General features: G+C 62.3%; 14 protein-coding genes. 5 read left to right on the top strand and 9 right to left on the bottom strand.

Annotation, left to right across the window (positions count from 1 at the left end; translation table 11 throughout):
• Positions 1 to 128 precede the first annotated feature (128 nt).
• The 4 genes from RIN13_RS12290 to RIN13_RS12275 all read left to right on the top strand — a co-directional run bounded on the left by RIN13_RS12290 (position 129) and on the right by RIN13_RS12275 (position 2924).
• Positions 129 to 1406 carry a serpin family protein gene (locus RIN13_RS12290; RefSeq protein ID WP_309107618.1) on the top strand — a complete coding sequence of 426 codons (1278 nt, stop codon included), beginning with the start codon at positions 129 to 131 and terminating at the stop codon, positions 1404 to 1406.
• Between the two features lie 66 nt (positions 1407 to 1472).
• Positions 1473 to 1730 carry a TetR family transcriptional regulator gene (locus tag RIN13_RS12285; RefSeq protein WP_309107635.1) on the top strand — a complete coding sequence of 86 codons (258 nt, stop codon included), beginning with the start codon at positions 1473 to 1475 and terminating at the stop codon, positions 1728 to 1730.
• Positions 1731 to 1769: 39 nt separating this feature from the next.
• Complete coding sequence (locus RIN13_RS12280) at positions 1770 to 2072, top strand: hypothetical protein (RefSeq protein ID WP_309107617.1); 303 nt, start codon at positions 1770 to 1772, stop codon at positions 2070 to 2072.
• Positions 2073 to 2207: 135 nt separating this feature from the next.
• Positions 2208 to 2924: a queuosine precursor transporter gene (locus tag RIN13_RS12275; RefSeq protein WP_309107616.1), complete on the top strand. Its 717-nt coding sequence runs from the start codon at positions 2208 to 2210 to the stop codon at positions 2922 to 2924.
• Positions 2925 to 3028: 104 nt separating this feature from the next.
• Here the strand turns inward: RIN13_RS12275 and RIN13_RS12270 are convergent, their stop codons facing one another.
• The 6 genes from RIN13_RS12270 to RIN13_RS12245 all read right to left on the bottom strand — a co-directional run bounded on the left by RIN13_RS12270 (position 3029) and on the right by RIN13_RS12245 (position 8971).
• The gene (locus RIN13_RS12270; RefSeq protein ID WP_309107615.1) at positions 3029 to 3967 is read right to left on the bottom strand and encodes a type IV toxin-antitoxin system AbiEi family antitoxin domain-containing protein; all 939 of its coding nucleotides are present in this window, start codon (positions 3965 to 3967) and stop codon (positions 3029 to 3031) included.
• Positions 3968 to 4130: 163 nt separating this feature from the next.
• Complete coding sequence (gene tgt / locus RIN13_RS12265) at positions 4131 to 5486, bottom strand: tRNA guanosine(34) transglycosylase Tgt (protein ID WP_309107634.1); 1356 nt, start codon at positions 5484 to 5486, stop codon at positions 4131 to 4133.
• Between the two features lie 163 nt (positions 5487 to 5649).
• The gene (locus RIN13_RS12260; protein WP_309107614.1) at positions 5650 to 6375 is read right to left on the bottom strand and encodes an SRPBCC domain-containing protein; all 726 of its coding nucleotides are present in this window, start codon (positions 6373 to 6375) and stop codon (positions 5650 to 5652) included.
• A 66-nt stretch (positions 6376 to 6441) separates the two neighbouring features.
• Positions 6442 to 7431 carry a DUF6707 family protein gene (locus tag RIN13_RS12255; RefSeq protein ID WP_309107613.1) on the bottom strand — a complete coding sequence of 330 codons (990 nt, stop codon included), beginning with the start codon at positions 7429 to 7431 and terminating at the stop codon, positions 6442 to 6444.
• 166 nt (positions 7432 to 7597) lie between these two features.
• Positions 7598 to 8137: an NUDIX hydrolase family protein gene (locus RIN13_RS12250; RefSeq protein WP_309107612.1), complete on the bottom strand. Its 540-nt coding sequence runs from the start codon at positions 8135 to 8137 to the stop codon at positions 7598 to 7600.
• A 69-nt stretch (positions 8138 to 8206) separates the two neighbouring features.
• Positions 8207 to 8971: a VOC family protein gene (locus tag RIN13_RS12245; RefSeq protein WP_309107611.1), complete on the bottom strand. Its 765-nt coding sequence runs from the start codon at positions 8969 to 8971 to the stop codon at positions 8207 to 8209.
• 63 nt (positions 8972 to 9034) lie between these two features.
• Here RIN13_RS12245 and RIN13_RS12240 point away from each other — a divergent pair, with 63 nt between their 5' ends.
• Positions 9035 to 9646 carry a YdeI/OmpD-associated family protein gene (locus tag RIN13_RS12240; RefSeq protein ID WP_309107610.1) on the top strand — a complete coding sequence of 204 codons (612 nt, stop codon included), beginning with the start codon at positions 9035 to 9037 and terminating at the stop codon, positions 9644 to 9646.
• 42 nt (positions 9647 to 9688) lie between these two features.
• Here RIN13_RS12240 and RIN13_RS12235 read toward each other — a convergent pair whose 3' ends face one another.
• The 3 genes from RIN13_RS12235 to RIN13_RS12225 are packed head-to-tail and all read right to left on the bottom strand — an operon-like array spanning position 9689 to position 11124.
• Entirely contained in the window at positions 9689 to 10408 is a 720-nt protein-coding gene (locus tag RIN13_RS12235; RefSeq protein WP_309107609.1) for a GntR family transcriptional regulator, read from the bottom strand.
• 3 nt (positions 10409 to 10411) lie between these two features.
• Positions 10412 to 10897, bottom strand: a complete 486-nt coding sequence (locus RIN13_RS12230; protein WP_309107608.1) for a PTS glucose transporter subunit IIA — start codon at positions 10895 to 10897, stop codon at positions 10412 to 10414.
• Positions 10894 to 11124: a PTS glucose/sucrose transporter subunit IIB gene (locus RIN13_RS12225; RefSeq protein WP_247046127.1), complete on the bottom strand. Its 231-nt coding sequence runs from the start codon at positions 11122 to 11124 to the stop codon at positions 10894 to 10896. Before RIN13_RS12225 ends, RIN13_RS12230 begins: the two co-directional genes overlap by 4 nt.
• Positions 11125 to 11196 lie beyond the last annotated feature (72 nt).

Here is an 11196-nt window from a genome sequence, read left to right as displayed (position 1 = left end):
TGGTGTTTGAGTTGCGAGAGGTGAGGGAGGGTCGATACCAAAACGACAGCAAACCGTGACCCCTCCGGCATCGTTCTCTGAAGCCCGAACTGCTTGACTGAAAATCCAAGGTGTCTGAGGGGGCAGCAGTGAGAAATTTCAGAGCGCAGGTTGTTGCTGTGAGTGCAGCGCTGGCACTTACCGCGTGTTCGTCGTCGGCGGCTCCCGAACTGTTGAAAGCCGACGGCGTCTCGCAGGTCACTGTGGAACGGGCAGACTATGAAACCCAGCTGTTGCAGTACCGGAATTCAGCCTTGGCACTCGGGACGGCCCTCCTGGACAACGGTGGGGAGGGTGGCAACGGCAATGTGATCTCTTCGCCCGGTAGCCTGCTGATCGCCCTGTCAATGCTGCGTGCAGGCGCATCAGGGGAGACGGCGGCAGAACTTGATCGCGTCCTGGGCCTTCCGGAGGAGGGCCGGGACGAGGGCATGAACGCCCTGCTTCAGTCGTTGCAGAAGTTCGACGGCGATCCTGGGTCGGTGGATGAAGACAACCCGCCCCGGACTCCTGTCATGCATGTTGCCAACGGACTCTTTGTCGACAAGAACGTTCCCACCGGTCCCGACTACCTCAAGACGTTGGGGTTGCATTACGGCACGGGTGTCTACCCCGTGGAATTCCGTGACGAAGCAGCCACGGGTCCGGCCCTCGATGCTTGGGTGGACAAGAACACAGGTGGACGGATCAAGAAGGCCCCCGCCGGCTATGATCCGGAGAATACGTTCAGCCTGCTGAATGCACTGTACTTTGCCTCGGCCTGGGAAGTGCCGTTTGACCCCGCCGGAACCGCAGACTCACCGTTCACCAAGGCTGATGGCGAGGAGATCACCGTGGCCACCATGAACAATCTTGCAGAAATGGTGTACTCCGAAGGCCCTGGCTGGCAGGCCGTCGATCTGCCCTATGCCGAGGGGTTCGTGATGCGGCTCGTCCTTCCTGCGACGACCTCGACCGGGAATTCTTGGAACATCGGAGCTGCGGAACTTTCAGAGGTTGCCGATTCCCTGGACGGTGGAGTGCCTGAAATGGTAGAGATTTCATTGCCCAAATGGGATCACAAGAGCAGTTTTGACCTCCGCAAGGTCTTCGAATCGCTCGGCTTGCAGGAGACTCTCAGTACGGACAAGGACTTCGACAACATTCAGCCCGGGATGGTCATCACCCAGGCTGCTCAGGCCGCAAACATCACCGTGGCCGAAAAAGGCACGGTGGCGGCTGCCGTCACTCAGATCAATGGCGAGGCCTCGAGCGCCCCGCCCATGCCGGACCACGAGATCCATTTTGACCGGCCCTTCCACTACCAGATCGTCCACGCCGAGACAGGCCTGTCGCTCTTTATGGGCAAGGTTGCGGACCCCCGCTGAGGGTGAGCCTGACGGCCGTCCCGTTGACGGAAATTACCTGGACGTCCGACGCCGACGCAACATTCCATAGCCCTTGAACAGCCGCGGCACTACGAAGTACACAGCAAGCTGCTGCAGGCGGCCACGGCCGAATTCAGCGAGAGAGGCCTTGCTGGCGCCCGGATCGACAGGATTGCCGCTGCCGCCGGGGTTAACAAGGAACGCATCTACCAGTACTTCGGCAAAAAGGATGAACTCTTCGATGCGGTGCTGGCCACCGAACTGGTCAGGGTGGTAGCGGAAGTTCCCCTTGAGGGCAAGGGGCCGGCCGCGCTGGGGGACTAAGCCGGCAGACTGTTCGATCGTCACAGCCTGGACGGTATCTTGCCGCGCCTGCAGTTCTGGGAGGGGCTCGAGCGTGGTGACTACGTGGTGAACAGGGAAGCGCGCGCCAGCCACTGTGCAGCGAAGATCGACACAATGCTCCACGTCCTGCCGGGAATCGACAGGGCAGACGCCGCTGATCTCTTGCTGACTGTGGTGACGTTGTGTGATGGCTGGACTGTCCTTCCCCAGCTGGATGCGCTGATGGCGGGTTCCGTTCCGGGACGCCTGGCCCGCCGTCGTGATTTTGTGGTCCGCACGGTGACGCTGCTGGCCGAGTCGCTGTTGGCTGACGCTGCCTGACGGTTGCCGCTTAGCGGCACTCGATTAAGCACGACGCCGGGTGGCCGGGCAAGTGGCAGAATTACCTGACAGTGCTAATACAGCCGGTGGACGCAACACGTTCCGCCGAGCGAACCACTACGAACGGACACTCCCATGCCTTCCACCCCGGGCCCCAACGCCCTGCCCCGGACCGGTTCCGCCCGAACCGTCCCAAAGTTCGCCTCCATCGGTTCGCCATACTTCGGGATCCTGCTCGCGTTTATGGCGGTAGTGCTCATCCTGTCCAACATCGGAGCGTCCAAAGGCGTGGCCATAGGCCCCATCATCACCGACGGCGGCTTCTTCCTGTTCCCACTGGCCTACATCCTTGGCGACGTCATCAGTGAGGTCTACGGATTCAAGGTGGCGCGCAAAGCCATCATCACCACGTTTGCCCTGTCTGTCTTCGCGTCGCTCTGCTACTGGATAATCATTGCGCTCCCCGGTTTCGACGACGAATTCGGCTCAACCAAGCAATCCGCCCTCGAAGGCGCTCTGGGCCCTGTTCCGCAAATCGTCCTTGCCTCGCTGCTGGCATTCCTCGCCGGTCAGACCATCAACTCCTGGATCCTTGTGAAGATGAAGGCACGAACCGGCGAGAAATCGCTGTGGGCCCGCATCATGAGTTCCTCTGTAGCCGGTGAATTTGTGGACACCCTGATCTTCTGCAGCATTGCCGCTTCTGTCATCGGCATCAACGACTTTGCCGGGTTCGTGAACTACGTGGTGGTGGGCTTCGTCTACAAGACCCTCGTTGAGTTCCTCTTTGTTCCCGTGACCTCCTTGGTGATCGGCTACATCAAGAAGCGTGAGCCAAGCTACACCGCGTGAGGCCCCCGCCGGCGTCGTACTTCACTGGCGGTTCGAAATCGCCGGAAACATCCGAGTTCGCCGTAAACTACCGGCGACTGGGCAGGTTTCCGGCGAAGCCGGGGTTAGCGCGGAGGGCTAACCAAGGCGCCCAACACCCGGTTCTTGAACTCTTGTTCCCGGAAGAGGTCCTTCCATTCGACCCGGATGATGCGCCAGCCTGCCTCGACCAGGGCCTTCTCCCTTCGCCGCTCCTCGAAGAGCACCTCGGCCGTGGGTTTATAGTCGAAATACTTTGTCTTCCCATCGAATTCCAGGGCCAGCTTTTCCTCCTTCCACCCGAAATCGAGGCGATGCCTGCCGATGCGGGTTACGACCTCGAACTGCGGCTCGGGTGGTTTGATCTTGAGCCGCAGAATCAGCTCCCGCGAGAGCGTTTCACCGGGGGATTCGGAACGACGATCGGCCGTCTCCAGTACCCGGCGGAATGTCCGGATCCCACGGCGCCCATCCAATGACAGTGACATAGCTTGCAGCACTTGAGTATCTGCGCCCAGACGAAGGGCATGATCCATCACGATCAACGCCTGCCGATAGTTCAGCATCATGGCGCAGTCCGCGGCCGTACGCTCCAGGGATGTAGTGCGTAAGCCGCCCAAGGTAATCACCTCGTGCTCGGCAAAGGGACGCGTGTGACATCGGACGTCTTTGCCATGGCGTTCATTCGATGGCCGAACCTGTTGCAGGAGATGGACGAGATCATCGACGTCCCATAGAAACAGGCGATGCAGGCGGGCCGAAGAAGTGTGGCTGTAAACAAAGCCTCCAGTCGACGTCGTACGTGTTCCGTGCGCGTGTGCATAGATCAGCTGCCTGCTCCGGACGACCGGGGACTGCTCGTTCCAGATGCTGGCGCGAAGATAGCAGCCGTGGCGTAACCGAATAAGGGAGCCCGAATCCAGGAGTGCTCTGATGGCACGGGAACCGTAACCGAGATCCAGTAGCTGCTCTGTGCGCCAGATGTTGCCGTTGGCAGGCAGTGAATGGGTTTCATGTTGGCTCATGGAACAAGCTACCGAGCAGAGCAAGGCCACCGGGAGGGCCGCCGTCGTTATGTGGAAAACGCGAAGTCGCCCGAACGCTGCCCAGTCGCCGGAAACTTCCGGCGATCTCGCAACCTTCCGGCGATTTCGATGGCGATGGCGATGGGGGGATCGAAGGCCCACGTCAGGAGTAGTACTGCCCCAGGGTCTGCTCCTTGAAAGCGAAGAAGTCGCCTGATTCGATGGCCAGGCGGGCGTCGTCCACCATCTTCACCACGAAGCGCTCGTTGTGGATGGAGATAAGCGTGGCCGAAAGCATCTCCTTGGCCTTGTACAGGTGGTGGATGTACGCGCGGGAGTAATTGGCGCAGGCGTAGCAGTCGCAGCCTTCCTGCAGGGGGCCGAAATCGCGCTTGTACTTGGCACCCGACAGGTTGTAGCGGCCCGTTGGTGTGTAAAAGGCGGAGTTGCGGGCCACCCGGGTGGGGGAGACGCAGTCGAAGGTGTCGGCGCCGTTTTCGATTGCCGTGAAGATGTCGTCTGGTTCCGAGATGCCCAGGAGGTGCCGGGGTTTGTTCTCCGGCAGTTCCTCATTGCACCAGCGCACAATCGTGCCCAGATTCTCCTTCTCCAGGGCGCCGCCGATGCCGAATCCATCAAACGGCATCGCACCAAGGTCGCTGCAGGCTTTCCGGCGGAGGTCCTCGTACTGCGCGCCCTGGATCACGCCGAAAAGGGCCTGATACGGCTTGCCCACGCGCTCCTCGGTCAGCCGGAAATGCTCATCGATGCACCGCAGCGCCCAGCGTCGGGTCCGCTCCAACGACTCCTCCTGGTAGCCGCGGGAATTCTGCAATGTGGTCAGTTCGTCGAACGCAAACATGATGTCCGCGCCGATCCGGTGCTGCACCTGCATGGAGATCTCCGGGGAAAACCTGTGCCTGTCTCCATTGAGGTGGCTCTTGAACCACACACCGTCCTCGTCGACATGGGCGAGGCGTTCCTTGCCCGCGGCAACGGCGTCATCAGACAAAGCCTGATCAGGCAGGGGAGTCGTCTTCATGTCGATGACCTTCTTGAAGCCTGATCCGAGGCTCATCACCTGAAAGCCGCCGGAATCGGTGAAGGTAGGGCCGGGCCAGTTCATGAAAGCGCCCAACCCGCCGGCCTCATCAAGGATTTCCGCGCCGGGCTGAAGGTAGAGGTGGTAGGCATTGGCAAGCAGGGCCTGTGCTCCGAGGTCCGCCATCGCTTCCGGGAGCACGGATTTAACCGTTGCTTTGGTGCCGACGGCGATGAACGCCGGCGTCTGGATGTCACCGTGCGGTGTGGTGATGGTTCCGGTGCGGCCGAGGAACTCCCCGCCGTTGGCGGCTACCTGTTCCGCACTCGGCTGGCTGGTGTCACTGAGCCTCTTGCCCACTGTGAACGCGAAGCCGCTTCCACCCGCAGGCGCAGCACGCGCTGGCACAACTGCCGCAGGCAGAGCTGCGGCAGTTACAGACGGAGCGGGGGAGGACTCCGGGGACTCGACAGACATTTTGGAGCGGTTGGCTGGCACGGTTCAAGTGTGCCAGCTTGTACGCGGAAAACCGTTATGAGGGCCGCAAGAGGGAACCTGCGATGCAGAACCCCGGCAGTCCAGAACCCCGGCAGTCCAGAACCCCGGCAGTCTACCCAGGACCCCGACCAGCGCAGGCACGCTAGTGCAGCGGCTCCGACGAAGGGTAGTTCTCACCGCGCCATTCGTCCCACAGTGCCCGAATGGACTCAAGCTTGTGCGCACCAAGCCCGTAAGTGGAAATGATCACCAGCGATCCGCCGTCGGGCCTGAGATCCTCGATGGCCGGCTGGTCGGCGACGATCAACAGGCCGTCGTTGTGCTCCGCATAGCTGTGCACGGTGAGCCCCACCTGGTGATTGCTCTTGAACCACACCCGCCCGGAGATTTCCTCGCCGGTCCCCAAGGTCAGCGAGTACTCCTCGCCCGGCGCCGGCACGTCCTTAACTCCGAGTTTCTCAATGGCCGAACCGGAGGTCCCAGGAACAGAGAAAAAAGAAGTTCTCCGCTTGTCGTGGGGATGGCGTTCCAAGGCGAAACGCAGTTGCTGCAGGAACGTCAGCCAGCCCTGGGTGATGTCCTCGTCCCAGGCCGCCCATTCGGAATTGTGGTCCAACGCTGACCGGGTCACGCTGACCAGGGTTCCGTTGGGTACCGGCTTGAGGGTAAAGATGTCCCCGCCATCAACAGTCAATGAGGTGTGGTCAGGACTTTCGACCACAGTGTCCTTGAAGTAGATCTCGTTGATTTCCTCGGCTTGGTCATCAGCCTCCCAGCCGTGCCACTGGGCGATCTTGGCGGGCTCCCGCAACATGGTCCACACCTGGGGTGCATCGGCATTAATGACAACGCTCAGATTGTTCGTCATGCGCTTGAATCTACAATGCCTGCCAGCGGCGGTACAGGGGTAATTCGCTACCGACAACAGGTAGTTTCAGGCCCGCACTGCCTCGAGTTCGTTGTTGATCCTGCGATTCAGTTCGGGGCCGCCGATTGTTTCGGAGCCGCCGTGGGCGCGGAGGAAAAGCAGCGCCTGAAGCCTGAGGAACCGCCACTCACGCTCGGCATCCCGGTTGGAGTTATCGATGGAACGGAAAATTTCCTTGTCGTACAGGTTCGGTTCGTTGAGGGAGCGCTGCCGCACCCGCGCGTTGACCCGTGCCTTGAACGGATCCGACTCCTGTGAATCCGGTGCGCGCAGGAGTTTCTCGTAAATCTCAGCCCGCTCTTCCAGCCCGGTCTGACGGCAGATATAGCTGGACAGGGCCAGCGCCGCCTCCACTGAACTCCAGCGGCCCGGATTGCCGTCGTACGGCAGGACGTTCAGCAAATCTGCCACGGCAAGGGCGTTTTTTGAGTCCTTGAGCAGGATAAAAAGCTCGTGGGCAAGGTCGCTGAGGTCCTTCAGGCAGCTTCCGGACTTGGTGTTGATGCCTTTGATCAGCCGTTCACTAAGCAACAGGACGCCCTCCGCATCCGGGTGCGCTTCAGCGGCCATCTGCACGACAGCCTCGGGGGTGCCCTCCGGCTCGGGAATGAGTGCAAGTTCCTCGTCTGTTGCGGGACTGGCGTCAGCTTCAGCGGCCCCAGGGACGGTGGCCGGGCGCGTGGGCGGCAGCGGAGGTACGACGACGGCGGGAGCCGCCGTGACGTCGTCGTCCTCCTCGTCGGGGTGCTGAACGAGGTGAAGGGACGCTGCGGGAGGGTCGGCAACCAGGACCGAAGAGCCCACCGCTATACGGAGGGTGATGCCGTCCGACAGGGTTGCGATGATGAGGGCCGGGGCACCAAAGTCGTCTTTTTCGAGGTCCACTGCCTGCAGCTCAGCCGAGCTGTCACCGCCCGGCAGGATCAGGTGGTCTCCGGATTGCAGGGCTCCAGCCTGGCGTTCGCTGTAGTGCTGGGCGGCTGGGGGCTGGGTCATCGGGAGTCCTTAAGTTCTCTTGCGGTCCGCCCTACAGTCTACAAAGGAGCCGGTCCCATGTCCGGGATGCGCCGGAACCGCGAGAGTCCCCGGCCAGGGAAAAAGGAACCAGTGCCGGGTCACTTCAGACTCCGGGCACCAAAAGGAATGCGCACTTCGGAGGAACCTAGTTGCCCACGCCTGCGAAGGCCAGCGCCTGCCTGATCAAGGCTCCCCGGCCGCCGCTGAATTCGAGCTGGACTCCCGGGCTAAGCACTTCTTCGGGGGTCATCCAGGTGAGTTCCAGGGCGTCCTGGCGGGGTTCGCATTCCCCGGTCACCGGAATAACGTAGGCGAGCGCGACGGCGTGCTGACGGTCGTCCGTGAAGCCGGTCTGAGACGGAGCGGGGAAGTATTCGGCCACGGTGAACGGCACGGGGCTGATGGGAAGCTGCGGAAACGCCAGGGGGCCCAGATCCTTCTCCATGTGACGCAACAATGCTGCCCGAATGGTTTCGCGGTACAGAACGCGGCCCGAGACCAGGGAACGGATCATGGTTCCGTCCTCGTCAGCCTGCAGCAGCGTGCCGACCTCATTCACGAATCCCAGCGGGTCCAAACGGACGGGAACAGCTTCCACGTAAACCATGGGGAGGCGCCCACGGGCCTCGAACAGGTCCTCGGGGGACAGCCAGCCGGGATTCGGGTCAGGGGTGCGAACGTTCATGGTTAAGTTCTACCGCATCCCTGCCCGAACTCCTTGCCGACTCCTGTGGGGCCCGTAAGAACGCGAGCCTCAGATGCCGGGCCTCTGCCCCGAAATCCAGAGGGCCGGATGATGCGCCGCTGTGCCCGCATCGGGGCTTGGCACCTGAAGCGTCCGGCCAAAGGCTTCCTCGGTGGCGGCAACGTCCCAACCTGCCGACTCGATCTGTGTCCGCAGCGAGTCCAGGTTACCGCTGTATTCGAAACCCAAACCTGCCCTTCCTGGAGCAGCCCCGGGCCGCACCATCAGTACGCCGCCGTTTTTGGCCGTGAAATCAGCTGTCTCATCATTGTCCGGGACGGGTCGCGGCCGCGCGCCGATGCTCCGCAAGGTGGACGCCGCTCCTGCCGTGTCCTCCGTAAACCAGACCGCGACGACGCTGAGTGCCGGATCCGCGTCGGCGCAGTTGGCGCCATGGGCTGCGGGGTCGGCGAGGAAACTGAAGCCGTCCCTGGCACGTATCCGGCAGGTCCTGCCGCGGTCAGCATCGACCACGGCAGCCGCAGCCCCTTCTGCTCCCGCAGCCCCTTCTGCTCCCGCGGCCCCTTCTGCTTCCAACGCGGCCTCGTTAGTCCGGCGGGCAAACTCGTCCAGGTCGCCCACTTCGACGCCGAAAAGAGTGTTTCCGTCCTGAGCCGAGCCCGGATCGGCCCGCCGAAGGGCAAGCCGGCCGGAACCGGCGTCGAACTCCTGCCATTCGCCGTCGTCGACGGTTTTGACCATTCCCAAAACGGTGAGCAATCGCGACCACTGATCCAGGTGCGATGTGACGTGGATGGGGCGCACGCGCAACATAGAAGCCTCCTCGGGCTGGCGCCGAATGTCGGATAGGGCCATCATGGCATGCACAATGGAGCCATGGCCGTTGAACTCGAGGAACTCCTGGTAAAGGATGCCACCGAATGGCGCCGATGGCTGGAGGACCATCATGGTTCCAGCCCAGGGGTCTGGCTGGTGCTGCATAAGAAGGGCGGCTCGGTCACTGAATTGGATTACGACGCCGCCTTGGACGAGGCGTTGTGCTTCGGCTGGATCGATGGCCAGGTCAAGCGGCGCGACGACGCGAGCTACATTCAGAGGATGACCCCGCGGGGGCCGAAGAGCCGCTGGTCGCTCCGGAACGTCGGCCACGTTGAACGGTTGGAGGCGGAAGGCAGGATGACTGCGGCAGGACGCGACGCCGTCGATGCAGCCAAGGCCGATGGACGCTGGGACGCCGCCTATCCAGGGCAGGCTTCAGCAGTGATTCCAGAGGACCTCGCGGCCGCTATCGCTGCGGTCCCCGAAGCTCAGGCCATGTTCGATGTCCTGACCTCGGTCAACCGGTATGCGCTGTTCTACCGCACCACCTCCGTGAAACAGCCCGAAACCCGTGCGAAGAGGATCGAGGATTTCGTGGCGATGCTCGCCCGCCATGAAAGCCCCTTTCCCCAGAAGAAGAGGCCGGCCAGCACAAGCAACAAACGCTAGCCCCAGGCGGGCGTATGCCAAGAGGCGCAGGCGGGCTCAGGCCTATCCGAGCTCCAGACGCATGGAGATCTGGTACCGGTCGGAGCGATATGTAGAGGTGGAGTATTCAATCGGTGTGCCCGGATCGTCGGGTCCGGTGAATGAACGGCGCCGGAAAAGCAGGACAGGTGCGCCGGGCTCGATATCCAGCAGGGCGGCGGCGGTTTCCGATGCCGCTGCGGCTTCGACAGTTTGTTCGGCATGCTGTACGGGATAGCCGGAGGCTGACAGGATCCGGTAGAGGGATCCGGTGAGGTCCTCTTCAAGCAATCCGGGCAGCAGCCGGGGTGGCAGCCAGGACTCGTCCACGCTTACGGGCGCGCCGTTGGCCAACCGGACCCGGCTGACCTGGTAAGCCTCCTTGCCCGTTGCCAACCCCAGATGCTCGGCTGCCGGGTCCGGCGGCACTGCAGATGCCGCAGTGATGACGCGGGTGCTGGGCTCGAAACCGGCGGCCCGCATGTCCTCGTTGAACGAGGCCAGATGCAACGTGGATCGCACCAGCCCGTGCGAGACGAACGTTCCTTTGCCTTTGACGCGAACCAGGGCTCCGTCCTGGACGAGGTCGGAGATGGCCCGGCGCACCGTAATGCGGGAGACTCCGAACTGCTCTTCCAGCTGGCGCTCGCCCAGCAGTGCGTCTCCTGGCCTCAGTTCAGTGGCAACCAGTTCCTGCAGTTGTTTGCGCACCCACACATGCTTCAGCTCGCCGGCGGTATCCATCTTTTACTTTCCCGGCAGTGCGAAGAGGTATCCGCCGGCTTCGACGTGGGCACCGGTCGTGGGGACGTCCGCGGCATCGGGTGTGGTATCCAGCACTACAACGGGGCTGCACAAGCTGAGGTTCTTTGATCGCACGAAGGTGGCGTCCACGCTGATCAGGGGATCGCCGGTGCGGACGTGGTCGCCCTTTTGTGCATGCACGGTGAAACCTTCCCCCTGCAGTTTGACGGTGTCGATTCCCACGTGCACCAGCACAGCTGGGCCGGAGGGGTGCTGCACGATGTAGGCGTGGGGCATGACCTTGATAACGATGCCGTCGACAGGGGCGACGGCTGTGAGCGTGCCGGCGTGCTCATCAGGCATGATGGCGGCCCCACCGCCGACAAGACCTTTGGCGAAGACAGGGTCCGGCACCTCGCTGAGCGGGATGAGAAGACCGGGCAGGGGTGCCGCTACTGTGAGCGCGTCCGTCTGTGCGGCGGTGCTCACATCAGGTCCTGGATGTCTTCAGCAAGGCTCTCGGCCTCGGGGCCGACGACCACTTGCACCACGGTACCCGCCATCATGACCCCATGCGCGCCGGCGGCCTTGAGTGCCGCCTGGTCAACACGGGCAGCGTCAACGACTTCGGTCCGTAGCCGTGTGATGCACCCTTCGATTTCTTCCACGTTGTCCGCTCCGCCCAGGGCGGCGAGGATGATTTCTGCTTTCGACATGTCCACTCCTTTGGTCCAGTTCAGATTTCGTCTCCACAATGATTTGGCTGGCGAGTCATGATGATGCCCGTT

Origin of the sequence: Arthrobacter sp., from assembly GCF_031179985.1 — a bacterium.
In the GTDB taxonomy this organism is placed as follows: Bacteria; Actinomycetota; Actinomycetes; order Actinomycetales; family Micrococcaceae; genus Arthrobacter.
This window is presented reverse-complemented; position numbering and strand designations above follow the sequence as displayed.